We start from the raw sequence: 19,280 nt of genomic DNA on the forward strand, positions 1-19,280 counted from the left end.
GCGCGCACCGTGCGCGAAATTTTTTTACGTAAAAAGTACGATATTTCTTGAACCCATAATCGCATTGGCGTATTTACCGCGCTCTTCCCTTTCGGGTCACTCTAGTTTGGGGGCGCGCTCATGGACAGCAACGCACTTGCCGAATTCGAAATGAACCTGGAGGAGGCCTCCGAAATGCAGGCCGAGACCCAGACTCTCTATCCAGTGGTGGACAACACCAAAGACTACTTCATCGAACGCGATGGGGTCCGCTATGCGGGCAACCACATCCTGGTCGAGCTGTGGGGGGCGAGCAATCTCGACGATCCCAAAACCATCGAAGACGCTCTGTGTCAGGGAGCGGTGGTTGCGGGTGCGACGATCTTGCACAGCCATTTTCATCATTTTTCACCGTATTCGGGCGTGTCCGGCGTGGTCGTGCTGGCGGAAAGCCACATTTCCATCCATACGTGGCCGGAAAAATCTTATGCGGCGATCGACATCTTCATGTGCGGCGACTGCGATCCCCACGACGCATTGCCGTCGATCAAGATCGCGTTCCAGCCCGAAGACATGGACGTGTCCGCGTTTAAACGCGGCGTGATCAAATGAAGCGCTTCGAGGAGCTGCTCCACAAGGGGTACGCTCAGAGCTTCGAAATCAGCACCGTTCTGTTTCACGAAAAAACCGAACATCAGGATCTGGTGATCTTTGAGACACCAACCTTCGGCCGGGTGATGGCTTTGGACAACATCGTCCAAGTCACCACGCGCGACGAATACGTCTATCACGAGATGATGACTCACGTGCCGCTGTTCGCCAAAGGGGATGCAACAGACGTGTTGATCATCGGCGGCGGCGACGGCGGAATTTTGCGTGAAGTCTTGCGGCACGGTTCGGTCAAGAACGCCACCATGGTCGAGCTCGATCGTTCGGTCGTGGATTTGTCTGTGAAACACTTGCCGGAAATTTCCGCGGGTGCCTTCGACGATCCGCGCACCGACTTGATCATCACCGACGGGGTCAAGTTCGTGGCGGAAACGGACAAACGCTTCGACGTCATCATCGTCGATTCCACCGACCCGGTGGGCCCCGGCGAAGTCTTGTTCACCGAAAGCTTTTATGCCGATTGCCATCGCTGCCTGAAGGACGGCGGCGTTCTGGTGACGCAAAATGGCGTGCCGTTCTTTCAAGGCGACGAAGTCACCAATACCTATCGGCGTATGGGGAAGTCGTTTTCCGACAACGGTTTTTATACCGCCGTGGTGCCGACCTACGTCGGTGGGTTTATGACGCTGGGGTGGGGAACGGACGATGCAGGTTTGCGTGATATCGATGCCGAGGTGCTGCGCACCAGGTTTCAGCAGGCAAATATCAAGACCCGCTACTATACGCCGGACCTGCACAAAGCGGCGTTCGCCTTGCCGCAGTTCATACTCGACCTGATGAACTGAACCCGCATTGCGTTAAAACAAAAGCCCGGCTTGCGCCGGGCTTTTTACGTTGTGTGTCAGCGCCCCGAAATGGGGATCTTCGTCGCTTTGGCTTTCGGCAAAGCCTTCTTGGGAAGCGTGATGTTCAGCACGCCGTTCTTGAAACTGGCTTCAGCCTTGCTCAAATCGACCGTGTCGGGAACCGGGAAGGTGCGTTTCACCGAACCGTAATGACGTTCGGTCAGGTGATAGTCTTCGCGGTCTTCTTTTTTCTCTTCCTTCTTCTCGCCCGTGATGGTGAGCATGCCGTCGGAAACACTGACGTCGACGCCATCTTCTTCTACGCCGGGCATTTCGGCTTGGATGCGGTATGCATCATCGCTCTCGCGGACATCGGCTTTGATGCTCAGTGACGGGGCGAGCCCGGCAAACGCATCTTCAAAACGACGAAACGGCTCGGTGCGCAGGGTGCTGCGACCGAATTCGCCGAACGGGCCGATTGCAAAGCCGGAGAAGAAATTGTCGAACAAGTGGTCGACTTCTTCGCGAAGCGCCAACAAAGGATGCTGCATACGCCCAATCGCGGGCGTCGTCTTCGTCTTGGAAGTCTCCGCGTCATCCTTTTTCGGTTTTTCGGTTTTCTTGACTTTGACCGACATAACAGCCTCCTTCATAAAAGAGAAACTGGGGTGTGGGCTCGATCCAGCCTAGACCCTGTACGCCCTATAAGGGCGCCTTCGGGAGGTATTATACCACAACTTTTGGTGAAACGAGAGCGCTTGCCGCAGCTAACCGCCGTAACTGCGCACCAGTGAGCCGACGATCAAGTACCAGCCGTCAACCAACACGAAGAAGATGATTTTGAACGGCAGTGCGATCATGATCGGCGGCAGCATCATCATACCCATAGCCATCAGGACCGATGCGACCACCATGTCGATGATGAGAAACGGCACGAACAGCAAAAAGCCGATCTCGAACGCGCGTCTGAGTTCCGAAATCATGAACGCCGGGATCAACACCCGCATGGGCATGTTCTGGGCGACGTCTTGATCGGTGAGGCCGGCCATATCGACGAACAGCGCCAAATCCTGCTCGCGAACGTGGGTCATCATGAAGTTTTCAAACGGCACGATGGCGCGGTTGAACGCCTGGGTCTCGTCGATGGTGCCGTCGATCAATGGTTGCAAGGCATCGTCGTAAGTGGCCTGCAGGGTCGGCATCATGATGAACATGGTGAGAAACAGCGCCAACGAGATCAGCACTTGGTTGGGCGGGGTTTGCTGGGTGCCAATCGCCGTGCGAAGAAACGACAGCACCACCACGATGCGCGTAAACGAGGTCATCATGATCAGGATCGACGGCGACAGGGTGAGAACCGTCAGCAGTAATACCAACTGAACGATGCGTCCCGTTGTCGATGCCCCGGCGGCGGGGCCCAGGTCCAGCGTCACGCTTTGCGCCAAGGCGTCAATGGGCGCGACCCAAAACAATCCACTCACAGCTAGGGTGAAAAGCGTCAGCTTGAGCATAGGCTTAAGCAGGGGGGCTGCGACTTTACGGGTCAGGGAAAACGTCTTCATGCCGTGTCCTTCGTTCCCTGCGGTGCGACGTTCTCGAGCGCCTCGGTGAAGGTGTCCGCTGCGGGGCCTTTCACCGGCGGCGGGGCAATGGAACTTTCCACGACGGTCTCTGAATCCGGGCCCAAGATAATCAGGTGTTCAACGCTGTCGCGGCGCAACAAGATGGCGCGCCGCTTGGTGTCGATAGGCAGAATTTCCACTAGGCTCAGGCGTCGATCCTGACCTTTGCGAATGGGCTGCGTGGACATGCCGAAACCGTACCGGCGCACAAGGACGCTGAGCACACCGATCAAGCCCAGCACGAACAGCAAGGCAAACACAAAACGTAAGTAGTTTCCAAGATCCATAGCTTCAGACCATACGCGTTTTGCGGGTTGCGGAAAACTCAGGGGGTGCGAGCCCTAGAGCTGCTTGGTTCTGATGGGTAGGCGCGGCGCGCCCGTTTTTACAAAGTGCGTCGATTCGCATTCTGGGCGCCAGCACGGATCATTTCTTTTTCGGCCCATAGGCGTCGTGGGCTTCGCGGTGACGGATGGCGTTGATGCTATCTTCCATCGCCTGGTGATGGGTTTGTAGGTCTTGTTCCAAGACGTCCAAGGCATCGATCAGCGCTTGCAAATGCTCTTTGTACGTGGCGGCTACCTCCGGTGCGGCGGCGGAGATGGCCTGAGTGATGGCGCGCACGCGCTCTTCCATGGCGCTGAGATCGACGTGACGACCTTCGCCCATCAAACGCCGCGCGCCGGAAATCAGACTGGCGGCTTTTTCCAGTTCCTCACGGATCGTCGCTTCACTCATATCGGTCATCGGCGACCTCCACCGCTGGGTTTGCGTTGCGGGCCCAAGCCTTCGGGCCATTGGTTGTTTTTCTCGTATACATAGGACAGGATTTCCGCGACCACGGTGAAGGCTTCCAGCGGGATTTCACTGTCCACATCCACCTGCGCCAAAATCTGCGCCAGATTGGCATCGGAACGAACTTCGATGCCGTTGGATTCGGCGATTTCGATGATTTGCTGCGCCAGCCAACCTTGCCCTTTGGCCACCACGCGGGGGGCCTGATCTTGCCCGGGCTGATAGGTCAGGGCGACGGCCACATCCTCATCATCGATTTCGTCGCTCATTACGCGATTATCCCGAATTTCTTCGTTTCAAGTTCCGTAGCGTGACAGATGGCGCTTAACATCCTCTGAATCGCGTGCATGAATTTATGGGGAATCGTCATGCGTGTGCGGGAAAGGGGCGATTCATTGAATCTTAAAACGTCTGCGCGAGACTCCGTACATAAGCTTTCCGTTCCAGAAAGGGACATTTGGGGCCCAGAATGGGATCACACCTGAGTAAGGGGTGAGATGTCTGCAGTCGTGCTGAATTTCGTGACGTCAGTTGGTGAATGAGAGATGGATCTCAATAAACTCACACTGTTTGGATTGGTTAAGGGACACATGGGCTGGCTGACCCGCCGCCAGGAAGTTCTTGCCCAAAACGTGGCCAACGCCGATACGCCGAAATACAAACCTCAAGACCTCAAGGCTTTGAATTTTAAGGATATGATGAGAAAGCAACAGCAGACTCAATTGAATGCTGTGACGACTTCTCCGATGCATATGGCCGGTGCACGACGCGCGACATCGCCGTTTGCGGGCGAAGAAAACCGCACGCCCTATGAAACCGCACCGGACGGCAACGCCGTGGTGCTGGAAGAGCAGATGGCAAAAATCGGCGAAACGCAAATGCAATACCAGCTCACCAACGAGCTCTATCGCAAGCACATCGGTATGATCAAAATCGCAATTGGCAAGGGCCGCTAAGGCCCACTTTGGGCCGTTTGAGGCCAGAGGATAAGGCGCAAGGGCGTCAGGAAGGACGACATGGACGATCTGCTCAGAACATTGCGGATTTCCGCAGCGGGTATGAAAGCCCAAGGCACGCGCTTGCGCGTGGTTTCGGAGAACGTCGCCAACGCCGATTCGCTGCCGACCCAGCCCGGCGGCTTGCCTTACCGTCGCAAAGTCGTGACCTTTCGTAACGAACTCGACCGTGCCATCGGCGTCGATACCGTGCGCATCGACCGCATCAAAACGGATCAGTCGGAATTTCAGCGCCGCTACGATCCGGCTCACCCGGCCGCGGGTGCGGACGGCTACGTGCTGGCACCGAACGTCAATTCGTTGGTGGAAATGATGGACATGCGTGAAGCGCAGCGCTCCTACGAAGCCAACCTCAACGTTATCAAGTCTTCCAAGACCATGCTGCAAAGCGCCATCGGTCTTTTGCGCTAAGTCTTTGGTTTAAATTATTAATTTTGGAGTATGAGCCATGGCCATCAATCCCAATGTGAACATTGCCCAGGCCGCTCAGTTGTACAATCAGGCCCAGCAAACCGGCATAACGCCCAATGCGATCCCGACCCAGGACATTCAGCCGAACGTACCGGGGCCGTTTTCCAACTTGGTCTCGGGGTACCTGAATCAGGCCACCCAATTGGGACAAACCAGTGAGCAATTGGCTATCCAGGGCATTCAGAACCAAGCCAATCTGACCGATGTGGTGACGGCGGTAAGTGAGGCGGAAGTGACTTTGCAAACGGTTGTTGCAGTTCGCGACAAGGTCGTTGAAGCTTACCGAGAGATTCTCCGCATGCCGATGTAATCGTGGCGGAGGTTCGCCGGTAGCCGCAGGGGGGCCGGAAGCCGTACGGGGTCTGTGAGCCGAAACCATGAACCAAACCGATGTCCTTGATATTGCACAGGGTGCGCTGTGGGTCGTGCTGCTGTCGGCCGGACCGATCATGATGGCTGGCCTATTGATAGGTTTGATCATCGCGCTGTTCCAAGCGCTGACCACCATTCAGGAAATGACCCTGACGTTCGTGCCCAAGATCATCATTATCTTTATCGCGATCGTGGTTTTCCTGCCCTATATGATGACGACGGTGATCGAATATTCCCTGACTCTGTTCGATCGTATCGCGACGGTCGGTTAGGCCGGGTCGCGGGACATGTTGAGCGAACTGATCAACCTCAACCTTTTCGCCTTTTTACTGATTTTCGCGCGGATCGGTACCGCGTTTTCGCTGATGCCGGGTTTCGGCTCCCAACAGGTTCCCATGACGGCGCGGTTGGTGTTTGCCTTGCTGGTGAGCCTCCTGGTCACGCCCATTCTCTTACCCATCATCCCTACCGAACCGGCAGCGCCGTCGGTGCTGGTTCTACTGCTGATTTCCGAAGTGTTGATCGGTGCGTTTTTGGGTACGATTCCGCGTATTTTTCTCGGTTCTCTGCAAACGGCGGGAACGATTTTGGCGATGGTGTCGTCAATGGCGAACTCGTTTATTCAAGATCCCATTTCTGAGCAGCAAAGCGCGGTCTTGTCGACATTCATCAGCACCGTAGCGATTACACTCGTATTCGTCACCGATACCCATCACCTGATGTTGATGGCGGTGGTGGACAGTTACAACCTGTTCGTGCCCGCGGAGGGCGTTCAGGTCGGAGACATGACCGACTACATCGCCCATCGCGTTGCCGACAGCTTTCGCATCGGGGTGCAAATATCTTCTCCGCTGGTGGTGTCGGGCGTGGCGTATTATCTTGTGTTGGGCATCATGGGGCGTTTGATGCCGCAGTTGCCGGTGTTTTTCTTCGGCATGCCCATTCAGATCGCCATGCAGATATGGATACTGATCCTGTCTCTCAGTGGAATGATGATAGTGTTCATGCGCTATTTCGAGGGCAATTTGTACAATTTCTTGATTCCACTGGGTTGATAGAGCCGTTGCGGGTATTGGGGTGATATGGCTGAGGAAGACGACTCCCAAAAAACAGAAGACCCGACCGCCCGAAAACTCTCCAAAGCACGAGAAAAGGGACAGGTCGGGACTTCGCAGGAAGTCAAAAGCTGGGCCATTTTGTTGGGCGCCGCGATGGGCTTAGCCGTATTGGCGCCGTGGACCATGTCGCACATCGCGGGCTATGCGGTGGGTTTCCTCCAACATATTGAGGACATTTCCGTTACGCGTGGGTCTGTGCCGTTGTTGATGGGCGATGTTTTCTTGGAATTGGGTATCGTTCTGTCGCCGCTGTTCGCCATGCTATTGATTTTGGCCTTCGTCGCCAACGTGGCGCAAACAGGTTTTTTGATGGCGCCGAGTAAGTTGGTGCCATCACTTGATAAAATATCCATCATTAAGGGCGTCAAGCGCATGTTCTCGCTGCGCTCGGTGATCGAATTTCTCAAGGGTTTGTTCAAACTGACGGTGATGGCGTTCGTGTGTTTTTCCATGACGCTGCCGTGGATGACGGATCTGCCCGTGATGGCCGATCACGACATCATGGACGTCTTGGACCGCATCTATTTCGTCTCGCTGAGCATTGCTGCGGGGGCGGTGATGGTGATGTTCGTGGTCGCCGTTTTGGACTTTTCCTATCAAAAGTTCGAATTCACCAAATCGATGCGCATGAGCCGCCAAGAGGTCAAGGACGAGCACAAAGACACCGAAGGCGACCCCCACGTCAAAGCGCGTATTCGTAAAATCAGGACGGAACGCGCCCAGCAGCGCATGATGGCCAACGTGCCGAACGCCGACGTGGTGATCACCAACCCGACCCACTTTGCGGTGGCGTTGGAGTATAAGATGGAAAACATGCAAGCGCCGAAGTTGGTTGCCAAAGGCGTGGATTCTCTGGCACTTAAGATCAGGGAAGTCGCCGAAGAAAACGAAGTGCCGATCGTCGAGAACCCGCCGTTGGCGCGCGCGCTCTATGCGGCCGTGGAGTTGGACGAGGAAATTCCCGTCGAGCACTATCAGGCGGTGGCCGAGATCATCGGTTATATTATGCGTTTGAAGGGGAAGTAATCTGGTGGCCTTGGACAAACCATCCACTGAGAGCGAAGCAACGGATAGCGCGGCGCCCGACGGAGGCGCGGCTACTGCGCCAAACGTGCTGCGCGACGGCCCCAAGCCACCCATCGCCCCGATCACGGTGCCGTCCCAAGCCCAAGACGATGGGGGACCTCAAGGCCCGGGGGCGGAGCGTTTTCGCCCGCCGCGCGGCCCCAATCCACTTGCGTTCGGCTTGCCGGCGTTGGTGTTCGGCGGGTTGCGCGTGGCCATGGAAATGGGTGTGTTCATCCCCCAAGATTTCGCCCTCGACGGTCCGATGGTCGGCCACACCACGTTGGCCCTGGGCGCGGCGTTCACTGTAGCGTTCGCGTGGAGCCTCGGGCGGCGTTCGCGCAGCGACGAAGAGGCTGCGCTGGTGCATCTCGCCGCAGGCGAAACCGGTTCGCCCTTGATGTTGAGCAACGCCCAAGGCCGGGTGCTTTACGCCAATCAAGCGTTTCGCAGTTTGTTCCAGCGCAATGCGGCGGCGGAAATCCCCAACGCGTTACGTTTTTTCGAACAGGATGCGGACTCGCCGCTCACCGTACGGCGGATGCTCGCCGCCGCCGCCAGTGGCGCAAAAGACTGGGCGGAACTGCCGTTTGCGTTGATCGGCGGCGCCAAGTCGTGGTGGCAGTTGGCCGCGCGTCCGGCGGGCGGTCCACGTAGCGGATTGGTGTGCTGGACCGCGCGTGATGTCACCGCACGGCGTGAACTCGACGAAGTGCGCCGCGCCGAAGAGGCCGTGCTGGCCGACCTGCTCGACAATCTGCCGGTGGGCTTCTTTTCGGTCGACGGCACCGGGCGCATGGTCTACGCCAATGAAACCTTGTGCAAATGGCTTGGAATTCGCCTCAGCGACATTCGTGACCAAGGCTTGGGGTTTGCTGAATTCGTCGCCGAATTGATGCCCAGCGACGATCCCGATGACGACGGTGATAATGGTCAGGTGATCTTGCAACCACGCGACGGACTTTCGTTCAAGGCGTTCTTGTTGCAGTCGGGGCGCACCGGCGACAGTGGCGAATTGCTCTACACCCGTTCCATCGTGGTGCGTGATCTGGTCAAGAAACAACCGCCGCCGGAAACCGCAGTGGTGGCGCATCCGGGCGCGGACGAGGACCTGTCCGACATCGCGCGGCGCTTGTACTGGCTGTTCGACGAAGCCCCGGTGGCCATTGCGATGTTGGACATGAAGGCCAACATCACCGATTGCAACGGCGCGTTCCTCAAGATGCTGGGGCTGCACAAGGACGATGTCCAGGGACTGCCGTTCACCGAACGCCTGGCCAAGGAAGACCGCGGCGAGGTCGGCGGGCAGTTGTCCAAGGTGGTGATGGGCATCATGCGCGCGGCGCATTTGGATGTGCGCATGCCGGCGCGCGGCGGCCGGGAAATCACCGCATCGCTGTACGCGTCGCGCATGGAAGACGGCTTCGGCGAGGTCACCGGCCTGATCTTGCACTTCATCGACACCACCGAACACAAGCACCTAGAAGTGCAGTTCGCCCAGTCGCAAAAAATGCAGTCCATCGGCCAGTTGGCAGGTGGAATCGCCCATGATTTTAACAACCTGCTGACGGCTATGATCGGCTTTTCCGATCTGCTTCTGACCCGTCACGGGCCCGAAGACCCGTCGTTCAACGACATCAACCAGATCCGCCAAAATGCGGTGCGCGCCACGTCCTTGGTACGTCAATTGTTAGCATTCTCGCGCAAGCAGACGCTGGAGCCGCAAATCATCGAACCGAAGGAAAAACTTTCGGAGTTGTCGGAAGTTTTGAGCCGCCTGCTCGGTCCGACCATCGACCTCAACATCGAACACAGCCGCGATCTGGGCGCCATTCGCGTCGACCCGACCCAGTTCGATCAGGTGATCTTGAACTTGGCGGTGAACGCCCGTGATGCCATGCCCGGCGGTGGCACGCTGACCATTCGCACCGCCAACTTGTCGCTGGACGAACCGGTCCAGCGCGGCATGGAACTGGTGCCCGCTGGCGAGTATGTGACGCTTGACGTTATCGACACCGGCGAAGGCATTCGCAAGGAAGACATGTCGCGCATTTTCGAGCCGTTCTTTTCCACCAAGGAAGTCGGCGAGGGCACGGGGTTGGGGCTGTCCACGGTCTACGGCATCGTCCATCAGACCGGCGGCCATGTGTTCGTCGACAGCGCGCCGGGCGAAGGTGCGGCGTTCACCGTGTGTCTGCCGCGGTATTTCGAAGAGGACGCCGCCACTGCAACTGCGATTGCGGAGACGCCAGCCGAAACCGTACCCGATGGCGCACCGGAACCGGAACTCAAGGCCGAACGCGAGGGCATTGACGGCGATCTCACCGGGGTGGGTACCATCTTGCTGGTCGAAGACGAGGACGCGGTGCGCATGTTCGGTTCGCGCGCGCTGCGCAACAAGGGCTATACGGTGCTCGAAGCCGCCAACGGCGAAGAGGCGCTGGAAGTCATCAACGCCACCGATAAGCAGATCGACCTGATCGTCACCGACGTGGTGATGCCGGGCATGGACGGCCACACCCTGGTGCAGTTCGTGCGCCAGGAAATGCCGGACATGAAGGTGATCTTGATCTCGGGCTTTGCCGAAAACGTCATCCCCGGCGGCATCCCCGCCGACAGCAGCTTCCACTTCCTGCCCAAGCCGTTTTCGCTCAAAGACTTGGCGGCGAAGGTCAAGGGTGTGCTGGCGGAATAAAACGGAACTCTATCGCAAAAAGCTTGCGGACTGCGTTTGGACAAATTCGAGAATATATTTCTTCGCAGGTTTGAAGAACACCAAACCCAGATGGCCGACGATCACCACAAGGGTGAATTCGGCCACGCCTTCATGCAGGTCCTTGGTGAAAGGCAGCAGTTCGGCAAGCCAACCGGTCGCGGCGGCAAGGCCGATGATGCCCAGAAGCGCGGTGGCGAACCATGCATAAAGCGGATTGCGCGCTTTGGCGCCGCTTGAAACGCGTTCCCACCACAGCCGGGTAGCATCCATCGGATTGCTCAGGGCGAGCGGCGATTTGTCGCGCGCCATCCAACCGAGCAGCACGCGCACCGCAACCGCGCCCAGCACCACGGTGCCGGAAAACATGTGCATGGCGTACACGTCTTCGGTGACGTAGGCGACGATGAAACCGCCGGAAAATATGGCGTGCCAAAACCTCAGAAACTGGGTTTGAAAACGGTTAGAAATGCGCATCGGTTCAGACGCTTGTTTAAGCGACGCCCAAGGCGCGCGCCGTAATGACCATGAAACCGCCGGAAATTACACTGATGGCGATACCTGCGATCAAGGTGTCCTGCATCATTTTCTTCAGCATGGGGTAGCTCCTATGACGATGTTTGCTGATTTCGCAAATCTAGCAAGGTGTCACTGAACGGCTACTGAAGGAGAAATTCAGATTGAGTTCATAAAAAAAATGACACGAGACCACACCGCAAAGCGGGGATCGCGTGTCGTTTTAAAGAAGCGTCTGCCCGAACTTAATGCCCGAGTTCGCGCGCCAGTTCGTCAAGCAAGCTGAGCACCTCTTTCGAGGCCGCTTCCATGCTGCCCGCTGCTGCCAGCGCACCGTCCATATCGCCGCTGTGCATACACTGCAGGGCTTCTTTGCCGTACTTGTGGACGCGGGCGTGCGGATCTTCCATGTTCTTGTAAGCGTGGGTGTTTTTGATTTCGGGCTCGCTCACGGCGTAATACCATTTGCCCAGTCGGCAATTGTGATGGTCAGCCAAGTCGTCGGCACCCAGCGACTTGCGTCCGATCAACGTATCCATGACGTTTTTCTTGAACGTGGTGTGGTCGGATTTGGCCAGATAAACGACCTTGTAAGAAATGTCGCGCGCCCCGAGAAGCTGTACGCGATCGACGATCACGCCGTTGGCCTTGTCCATGGCGTCGGCGACGCGGCTGATCTCTTCGGAGTTGCGCCGCGACATGTCGGCAATCATGGTTACACCTTGGGCGACCTCGGTCGAGGCTTCGCTTTGCTGCGCCAGAATCGAGGAAATGTCTTGCATCTTCGATGTCACGCCGGCGATTTGTTCGCCGATGGCGCGCATGCCGTCGCCAGTCGCGGCGATGACTTCCTCGCCTTCTTGCACCGCTTTGGCACCGGCTTCCATGGAGGTCACGATGGTCGACATTTCTGTGCGCAGATGGCCGATGCGCGTGCGGATGTCGTCGGTCGATTTTGCAGTCTGGTTAGCGAGGTTCTTCACTTCACCGGCGACCACGGCGAAGCCCTTGCCGGCTTCGCCCGCGCGCGCCGCTTCGATGGTTGCGTTCAAGGCCAACAGGTTGGTTTGTTTGGCGATGGCTTCGATGCTTTCGACGATTTGACCGATCTGGGCAGAGGCTTCGGCTAGGCTGTCGACCTGTGCCGCGGCGTCTTTCACCGCACGGGCGATGTTGTGCATGGTTTCCACCGCCAATTCGGCCGACTTCAAGCCATCGTGGGCGCTGGCTTCGACGGTGTTGGCGTCCGCGGCGGCGGCTTCGCTGGTGTGGGCGATGTCTCTAACGGACGCGACCATTTCTTCAGCGGCCGCAGCAATGGCCTGGGAGCGATTGTTGACTTCGTGAACGTCGCGGGTCATTTCCGCGATGGAAACCATGGCGTCGCCGCATTCGACGGCCACCTGAATCGAGCCCTTAAGGTTGTCGCGATCATTCTCTTCCAAAACTGCGGCGAGTTTGTCGACCGTCGGTCCGCTGCCTTCGCTATGTCCGGTGGTTTTGGCTTGTTCATACGCCCCTTCGGCCAGAAGCTTGATGACGTTGTCGCTGCACTTTTCGCTGTTCTCGGACATGACGTTCCCTTCTATCAGAAGCTATTTTCGAACATTGTACATCCTTTGTACGTGCAAAAACATACCCTTAATTCATATTATTTTTGTATGGATCGGTCTGTTCGATACACCTCCATGAGTGATGTCGCGTATAGAAATGCAGCGCTCTTGGGCCGTGGTATGGCGGAGCGTTTGACGTCGCCTTTTCCTGAAAGGAGTAACGGGCGATATCTCCGCAGTGCCGTCATGGTTGGCGGGCCGATTCGATCTATATCGGAATGTGCTGCTTGATTTGCGGCGCGTGTGTTTTTGATAAAAAATGTGAACATGATGAGAACATGATGCAAAAAATATATTAATATCAGTAAGTTAAAATTTTACTGGACAATGAGAACAAAGTGAGTACATCCTGACTTCATTGAACAACGCAAACCTCTATGAAACATTGGAGTGGGGATCATGACGCAATCAGCATTACGCTTAGTGGAGAAAGGCTCCGTGGACAAAAGCAAGGCTCTTGAAGCCGCCATGTCGCAGATCGAACGCGCGTTCGGCAAAGGCTCGGTGATGAAACTCGGCCAGCGCGAAACGGTCGAGGCGGAAGCCATTTCGACCGGCTCGATCGGGCTCGACATCGGCCTGGGTATCGGCGGTCTGCCGAAAGGTCGCGTGGTCGAGATTTATGGCCCGGAAAGCTCCGGCAAAACGACCTTGGCGCTGCACGTGGTGGCCGAGGCGCAGAAAAACGGCGGCACCTGCGCGTTCGTCGACGCGGAACATGCGCTCGATCCGATTTACGCCAAAAAACTGGGCGTCAACATCGATGAATTGTTGATCTCGCAGCCCGATGGTGGCGAACAGGCCTTGGAAATCACCGACACCTTGGTGCGTTCCGGTGCAGTCGACGTTTTGGTGGTGGACTCGGTTGCCGCGCTGGTGCCGCGCGCCGAACTCGAAGGCGAAATGGGCGACACCCACGTCGGCCTGCAGGCGCGCCTGATGAGCCAGGCGTTGCGCAAGCTGACCGGCTCGGTCGCGCGCTCCAACACCTTGGTGATCTTCATCAACCAAATTCGCATGAAAATCGGCGTGATGTTCGGCAATCCCGAAACCACCACCGGCGGCAACGCGCTGAAGTTCTACAGCTCCGTGCGTCTGGAAATCCGCCGTATCGGCGCGATCAAGGACCGTGAGGAAGTGGTCGGCAACCAGACCCGCGTCAAGGTGGTCAAGAACAAGATGGCCCCGCCGTTCAAAATGGTCGAATTCGACATCATGTATGGCGAAGGCGTGTCGAAAATGGGCGAACTGCTCGATTTGGGTCTCAAGGCCGGATTGGTCGAGAAATCCGGCTCGTGGTTCTCGTGCAATTCGACCCGCATCGGTCAAGGACGTGAAAACGCCAAGCAGTTCCTGCGCGACAACCCGGAAATGGCCGAAGATCTGGAACGCCAGATCCGCGCCAATGCGGGGCTGATTTCCGAGGAAATGCTCACCGGCGGACCGGACTCCATGGCTGATGACAGCGCGGTCGATGACGCGCCGATCGAGGACTGATCCGGCTCCTTACAGCCTTATTTTGCCGCATGATCCCCATGCGCTGTGCGCGGCCCCAAAGAGCGACGCTTCGTCGCCCGTTGGGGCCGTCGTCGCACTGTGGGTAACGTGTTGAGAGCCAAAGGCGGTTGGCGTGGTGGACAGGCTATCAGAACCCCTGTAAAAGCAATTCTTTGTGTCGCCGGGCTTGTCCGGGGGCGCAGTGAAAATGTGTGAGCACGAACCAGTCGGACTGAAACCAGATGCAAACCGCCAACGATATCCGCAAGGCTTTCCTCGATTTCTTTGCCAAAAACGGCCACGAAGTGGTTTCGTCGAGCCCGCTCGTGCCGCACAACGATCCGACCTTGATGTTCACCAACGCCGGCATGGTGCAGTTCAAGAACGTCTTCACCGGCATGGAAACGCGCGACTACACTCGCGCCACCACGTCGCAAAAATGCGTGCGCGCCGGCGGTAAGCACAACGACTTGGAAAACGTCGGCCACACCGCGCGTCATCACACGTTCTTCGAAATGCTCGGCAACTTTTCGTTCGGCGATTATTTCAAGGACGACGCCATCGATCTGGCGTGGAAACTGATCACCAAGGATTACGGCATCGACCCCAGCCGCTTGCTGGTCACCGTCTACCACACCGACGACGAGGCCTTCGATATCTGGAAGAAAGTCGCGGGACTGCCCGATGAGCGCATCATCCGCATTCCCACCTCGGACAACTTCTGGTCCATGGGCGATACCGGCCCGTGCGGCCCGTGTTCGGAAATCTTTTACGATCATGGCGATCACATTGCCGGTGGCCCTCCGGGCTCGCCCGACGAGGATGGCGATCGCTTTGTCGAAATCTGGAACCTGGTGTTCATGCAGTACGAACAACAGGCAAACGGCGAGCGGATCGAGCTGCCCAAACCGTCGATCGACACCGGTATGGGCCTGGAACGCATCGCCGCGGTGATGCAGGGCACCCACGACAACTACGATACCGATTTGATGCGCGCGCTGATCTTGGCTTCGGCCGACGCCACCGGTACGGACCCGGACGGCGACCACAGGGTTTCGCATCGGGTGATCGCGGACCATCTACGCGCCACCGCGTTTTTGATCGCCGACGGCGTGCTGCCGAGCAACGAAGGTCGTGGTTACGTTTTGCGCCGCATCATGCGCCGCGCCATGCGCCATGCCCACATGATGGGCGCGTCGGAACCGCTGATCTATAAACTGTTCCCGGCACTGCAGGCGAAAATGGCCGGCGCGTTCCCGGAATTGAACCGCGCCGAAGCGCTGATCACCGAAACGCTCAAGCTGGAAGAAACCCGCTTCAAGAAGACCCTGGAACGCGGTCTCAAGCTGCTCGACGAAGCCACCGACGGCATGCAAACGGGGGGCGAGCTGGATGGCGAAACCGCGTTTAAGCTTTACGACACGTACGGTTTCCCCCTGGACCTGACCCAAGACGCGTTGCGCTCCAAGGGCATTCAGGTCGACGAAGCCGGCTTCAACAGCGCCATGGAGCAGCAAAAGGCCGCCGCCCGCGCCAGCTGGTCTGGGTCCGGTGAAGCGGCCACGGAAGAGTTGTGGTTCGACATCAAAGACGATGTCGGCGCGACCGATTTCCTCGGCTACAAAACCGAAACCGCGCAGGGGCAAGTCACCGCCATCGTCATGAGCGGCGAACGCGTCGATGAGGCGTGCGTCGGCGACGAAGTCTTGGTGGTGTGCAACCAAACGCCGTTTTACGGTGAATCCGGCGGCCAGATGGGCGACATCGGGGAGATGTGTGGCGATGGTGTCGGTGTCGAAGTGACGGACACGCAAAAGAAGCTCGGCGACATCACCGTTCATGTCTGTAAGGTCGTCGAAGGCGCGCTGAAGGTCGGTGACGAGGTGGCGCTGAACGTCAATCACGGCCACCGCGCCGCGACCCGCGCCAACCATTCCGCCACGCATCTGCTGCATGCGGCGTTGCGACTGGAACTGGGCGATCACGTTACGCAGAAGGGCTCGATGGTGTCTGCGGAACGTCTGCGCTTCGACATCAGCCAGCCGGTGGCGGTGAGCGCCGAACAAATTTCCGACGTTGAGCTTATGGTCAACGGTCAAGTGCGCGCCAATACCGCGGTCACCACCCGTCTGATGGCCCCCGAAGAGGCCGTCGAAGCGGGCGCGATGGCGCTGTTCGGCGAAAAATACGGCGACGAAGTCCGGGTCGTGTCGATGGGCACCGAAACCGAAAATGGCGGCAAGGACTTCTCTATCGAACTGTGCGGCGGTACCCACGTCAACCGCACCGGCGACATCGGGTTGTTGAAAATCGTCTCCGAAAGCGCGGTCGCCGCTGGCGTGCGGCGTATCGAGGCGCTGACCGGCGCGGCTGCGGTCGCGTACATGGAAGCCCAGGAAGCAACCTTGCAGGCTGCGGCTGCGGTGTTGAAATCGTCGCCCGCCGACGTGCCGACGCGGGTTCAGAACTTGGTCGAAGAGCGCAAGAAGATGGAACGCGAAATCGCCGACCTGCGCAAGAAACTGGCATCCGGCGGTGGCGCCGGCGGCGGTCTCGAAACCAAGGACATCGGCGGCGTGACCTTCGCGCCGAAGCTGTTGGAAGACGTGTCGGGCAAAGAACTCAAGGGCTTGGCCGACGATCTCAAGGCGCAGATCAAATCCGGCGTGGTGGCTTTGGTTGCGGTGGCGGACGGCAAGGCATCCTTGGTGGTCGGCGTCACCGACGACTTGATCGATAAGATCAGCGCGGTCGATCTGGTGCGCGCCGGTTCCGCCGTGGTCGGTGGCAAGGGCGGTGGCGGGCGTGCCGACATGGCCCAAGCGGGCGGCCCCGACGGCGACAAGGCTCAAGCCGCGTTGGACGCCATCGAAGCCGCGCTCGGCGCCTAAGGGCTTCAATCATTTGCGGAAGTACTGTCCCGGCGTCACGCCGAGGGCTTTCTTGAACATGGCGATGAAGGCGCTCTGGCTGGCGTAGCCCAGATCCAGTGCGACGGATACCACCGGTTCGCCGTCTGCCAGACGTCCCAGCGCGGCCATCAGGCGCGCCTGCTGGCGCCATTGGCCGAAACTCATGCCGGTCTGTTCGGGAAACTGTCGCGCCAAGGTGCGTACGCTGACGCCGTAATGTTTTGCCCATTCGCTTTGGTTGCGGGTGTCGGCGGGGGCCTCGACGATGGCCTCGGCAATGCGTTTGAGACGCGCATCGCGGGGCATCGGCAGGTGCAACGGCACCTCTTTCAGGCTCTCCAGCATATCGATGATGACGGCGATCACGCGCCCCTCGGGGCCGTTGTCGTCGTAGCGATCCGCGAACCCGTTGGCGTGCAGGATCAATTCACGCAACAGCTTGGGCACCTCGACCACCGCGCAGGTCCTGGGCAGATTCGCCACCGTACCGGGGGTGACGAACAGGCTCGCCATTGCGGTGTCGGTGATGGCTTTGACGCCATGGTCCAAATTGCCCGGCACCCACACCGCGCGGTTGGGCGGCATCACCCACGCGCCATGGGCCGTGGTCACCAACGCCAGCCCTTTGTGGGCGTACACCAACTGCCCGCGCCGGTGTCGGTGCAGAGGAACCTCTTCACCACGCACCATGTCATGGGGGCGAATGACGATGGGGCGGGGAACGTCCTCCCAATCGAGCAGGACCCCGGGAAGCGGATAAGGGTGATCTGTGTTTGGCATAAACTCGATACTTATTGTCATAATGGCGTGTATCAGCCTATTGCCAAGCGGCATATTTTGGCAATGCTTTTAAACCATGCGCAGCACAAAGATGCTTCGGAGCCACCGCAAATGAGTGAACGCACAACGCCTTTTTCCCAGCGTCCCGAACTGTTGTTGATCTTGTTGTCCATCGCCATGCCGCTGAGCTTCAGCACCTGGATGGCGTTGCTCAACAACTTCGCCATCGAACGCGCCGCATTCACGGGGGTAGAGATCGGCATTTTGCAGAGCCTGCGGGAAGTGCCGGGTTTCCTGTCGTTCGGGGTGGTGTTCTTGCTTTTGGTGATGCGCGAACAAGCACTGGCGCTGATCGCGCTGACGCTGCTCGGTGTCGGTACTGCGGCGACGGGCTTTTTCCCGTCTGAAATAGGCCTCTATATCACCACCGTGGTGATGTCGATCGGGTTCCATTATTTCGAAACCCTGCGTCAATCCTTGGCTTTGCAGTGGTTGGATGTGAAGCGCGCCCCGGTGGCGCTGGGGCGCATGGTGTCGGCGGGCTCGTTCGCCGGTCTGTTGGTGTTCGCCCTGATCTGGCTGAGTCAGGATGTGTTGCATATCGACATGGTGTGGGTCTATGCCGTGGGCGGCGGGGCGACCGTGGCGATGACGCTGTGGTGCCACTTGGCCTTTCCACGCTTTCAGGGCAAGGCCGAACAGCACAAGCACTTGGTGGTGCGCCGGCGCTATTGGCTGTTTTACGCTTTGACGTTTTTGTGGGGCGCACGGCGTCAGATTTTCGTGGTGTTCGCGGGCTTTTTGATGGTCGAGAAATTCGGCTTCGACGCCGGGGCGATGAGCTTGATGTTTCTCGCCACCAGCGCCATGGCGATCTGGTTTTCGCCCAAGGTCGGGCGTTTGATCGCGCGCCTTGGCGAACGGCGCGTACTGATCATCGAATACACAGGCCTGATCGGCGTGTTTCTGGCTTATGCGGTGGTTGACACCGCATGGGTGGCGGTGGGGCTCTATCTGCTCGACCACCTGTTTTTCGCCATGTCGTTTGCGTCGAAAACGTATTTTCAGAAAATCGCCGATCCCCAAGACATCGCGTCGACATCGGGGGTCAGCTTTACCATCAACCACATCGCGGCGGTGGTGATCCCGGTGGTGTTCGGACAAATCTGGGTCGGAGACCACGCCTGGGTATTTTATGCGGGGGCGGGCATGGCGGCAGGGTCGTTGGCGCTGGCGTTCTTGATCCCGCGCAATCCGTCGTGGGGCTGTGAAACGGTGTTTTCCACCCCCACTGCGAAGGCCGTTGAAGAGCCGACGGAAGCTCCCGCCGGAGAGTAGCGCCTTGTGACGAGTGCGC

Annotated in this window: 20 protein-coding genes; 12 read left to right on the forward strand and 8 right to left on the reverse strand. The window is 58.2% G+C overall.

Going from position 1 to position 19,280, the window contains the following annotated elements; translation table 11 throughout:
• Nucleotides 1–120: 120 nt before the first annotated feature.
• The gene (gene speD, locus VIN96_RS02570; RefSeq protein WP_414675585.1) at nucleotides 121–591 is read left to right on the forward strand and encodes an adenosylmethionine decarboxylase; all 471 of its coding nucleotides are present in this window, start codon (nucleotides 121–123) and stop codon (nucleotides 589–591) included.
• Complete coding sequence (speE, locus tag VIN96_RS02575) at nucleotides 588–1,433, forward strand: polyamine aminopropyltransferase (protein ID WP_331893864.1); 846 nt, start codon at nucleotides 588–590, stop codon at nucleotides 1,431–1,433. The genes speD and speE overlap by 4 nt, the downstream gene beginning before the upstream one ends.
• Nucleotides 1,434–1,489: 56 nt before the next feature.
• Here speE and VIN96_RS02580 read toward each other — a convergent pair whose 3' ends face one another.
• The 5 genes from VIN96_RS02580 to VIN96_RS02600 form a co-directional block, all read right to left on the reverse strand.
• A complete protein-coding gene (locus VIN96_RS02580) occupies nucleotides 1,490–2,071 on the reverse strand; it encodes an Hsp20/alpha crystallin family protein (RefSeq protein ID WP_331893865.1) in 582 nt (193 codons plus the stop codon).
• 129 nt (nucleotides 2,072–2,200) lie between these two features.
• On the reverse strand, nucleotides 2,201–2,995 hold the full coding sequence (fliP, locus tag VIN96_RS02585) for a flagellar type III secretion system pore protein FliP (protein ID WP_331893866.1): 795 nt from the start codon (nucleotides 2,993–2,995) through the stop codon (nucleotides 2,201–2,203).
• The gene (locus VIN96_RS02590) at nucleotides 2,992–3,342 is read right to left on the reverse strand and encodes a flagellar biosynthetic protein FliO (RefSeq protein WP_331893867.1); all 351 of its coding nucleotides are present in this window, start codon (nucleotides 3,340–3,342) and stop codon (nucleotides 2,992–2,994) included. The genes fliP and VIN96_RS02590 overlap by 4 nt, the downstream gene beginning before the upstream one ends.
• Before the next feature lie 139 nt (nucleotides 3,343–3,481).
• Nucleotides 3,482–3,802, reverse strand: a complete 321-nt coding sequence (locus tag VIN96_RS02595; protein ID WP_331893868.1) for a hypothetical protein — start codon at nucleotides 3,800–3,802, stop codon at nucleotides 3,482–3,484.
• Nucleotides 3,799–4,119 carry an EscU/YscU/HrcU family type III secretion system export apparatus switch protein gene (locus VIN96_RS02600; protein WP_331893869.1) on the reverse strand — a complete coding sequence of 107 codons (321 nt, stop codon included), beginning with the start codon at nucleotides 4,117–4,119 and terminating at the stop codon, nucleotides 3,799–3,801. Before VIN96_RS02600 ends, VIN96_RS02595 begins: the two co-directional genes overlap by 4 nt.
• 276 nt (nucleotides 4,120–4,395) lie before the next feature.
• Between VIN96_RS02600 and flgB the strand changes: the two genes are divergently transcribed.
• From flgB to VIN96_RS02635, 7 genes are all read left to right on the forward strand, one after another.
• The gene (gene flgB, locus VIN96_RS02605; RefSeq protein WP_331893870.1) at nucleotides 4,396–4,806 is read left to right on the forward strand and encodes a flagellar basal body rod protein FlgB; all 411 of its coding nucleotides are present in this window, start codon (nucleotides 4,396–4,398) and stop codon (nucleotides 4,804–4,806) included.
• A gap of 60 nt (nucleotides 4,807–4,866) precedes the next feature.
• Complete coding sequence (gene flgC / locus VIN96_RS02610; protein WP_331893871.1) at nucleotides 4,867–5,277, forward strand: flagellar basal body rod protein FlgC; 411 nt, start codon at nucleotides 4,867–4,869, stop codon at nucleotides 5,275–5,277.
• 37 nt (nucleotides 5,278–5,314) lie between these two features.
• Nucleotides 5,315–5,647 (forward strand): flagellar hook-basal body complex protein FliE, encoded by a 333-nt coding sequence (locus VIN96_RS02615; RefSeq protein ID WP_331893872.1) that lies wholly within the window; start codon nucleotides 5,315–5,317, stop codon nucleotides 5,645–5,647.
• A 67-nt stretch (nucleotides 5,648–5,714) separates the two neighbouring features.
• The gene (gene fliQ, locus VIN96_RS02620) at nucleotides 5,715–5,981 is read left to right on the forward strand and encodes a flagellar biosynthesis protein FliQ (RefSeq protein ID WP_331893873.1); all 267 of its coding nucleotides are present in this window, start codon (nucleotides 5,715–5,717) and stop codon (nucleotides 5,979–5,981) included.
• 15 nt (nucleotides 5,982–5,996) lie between these two features.
• A complete protein-coding gene (gene fliR / locus VIN96_RS02625; protein ID WP_331893874.1) occupies nucleotides 5,997–6,764 on the forward strand; it encodes a flagellar biosynthetic protein FliR in 768 nt (255 codons plus the stop codon).
• Nucleotides 6,765–6,791: 27 nt separating this feature from the next.
• A complete protein-coding gene (gene flhB / locus VIN96_RS02630) occupies nucleotides 6,792–7,853 on the forward strand; it encodes a flagellar biosynthesis protein FlhB (protein ID WP_331893875.1) in 1,062 nt (353 codons plus the stop codon).
• Between the two features lie 4 nt (nucleotides 7,854–7,857).
• Entirely contained in the window at nucleotides 7,858–10,587 is a 2,730-nt protein-coding gene (locus tag VIN96_RS02635; RefSeq protein WP_331893876.1) for a PAS domain-containing protein, read from the forward strand.
• 9 nt (nucleotides 10,588–10,596) lie between these two features.
• Here the strand turns inward: VIN96_RS02635 and VIN96_RS02640 are convergent, their stop codons facing one another.
• A complete protein-coding gene (locus tag VIN96_RS02640) occupies nucleotides 10,597–11,082 on the reverse strand; it encodes a cytochrome b/b6 domain-containing protein (protein WP_331893877.1) in 486 nt (161 codons plus the stop codon).
• 284 nt (nucleotides 11,083–11,366) lie between these two features.
• Entirely contained in the window at nucleotides 11,367–12,695 is a 1,329-nt protein-coding gene (locus VIN96_RS02645) for a methyl-accepting chemotaxis protein (RefSeq protein WP_331893878.1), read from the reverse strand.
• Between the two features lie 438 nt (nucleotides 12,696–13,133).
• Here VIN96_RS02645 and recA point away from each other — a divergent pair, with 438 nt between their 5' ends.
• Nucleotides 13,134–14,231: a recombinase RecA gene (gene recA, locus VIN96_RS02650; protein ID WP_331893879.1), complete on the forward strand. Its 1,098-nt coding sequence runs from the start codon at nucleotides 13,134–13,136 to the stop codon at nucleotides 14,229–14,231.
• 242 nt (nucleotides 14,232–14,473) lie between these two features.
• On the forward strand, nucleotides 14,474–17,122 hold the full coding sequence (alaS, locus tag VIN96_RS02655) for an alanine--tRNA ligase (protein ID WP_331893880.1): 2,649 nt from the start codon (nucleotides 14,474–14,476) through the stop codon (nucleotides 17,120–17,122).
• Nucleotides 17,123–17,131: 9 nt separating this feature from the next.
• Here the strand turns inward: alaS and VIN96_RS02660 are convergent, their stop codons facing one another.
• Nucleotides 17,132–17,923 (reverse strand): helix-turn-helix transcriptional regulator, encoded by a 792-nt coding sequence (locus VIN96_RS02660; protein WP_331893881.1) that lies wholly within the window; start codon nucleotides 17,921–17,923, stop codon nucleotides 17,132–17,134.
• A 111-nt stretch (nucleotides 17,924–18,034) separates the two neighbouring features.
• On the opposite strand from VIN96_RS02660, the gene VIN96_RS02665 reads away from it, so the two are divergent.
• On the forward strand, nucleotides 18,035–19,261 hold the full coding sequence (locus tag VIN96_RS02665) for an MFS transporter (protein WP_331893882.1): 1,227 nt from the start codon (nucleotides 18,035–18,037) through the stop codon (nucleotides 19,259–19,261).
• Nucleotides 19,262–19,280: the final 19 nt, after the last annotated feature.

This window comes from Magnetovibrio sp., assembly GCF_036568125.1.
In the GTDB taxonomy this organism is placed as follows: domain Bacteria; phylum Pseudomonadota; class Alphaproteobacteria; order Rhodospirillales; family Magnetovibrionaceae; genus Magnetovibrio.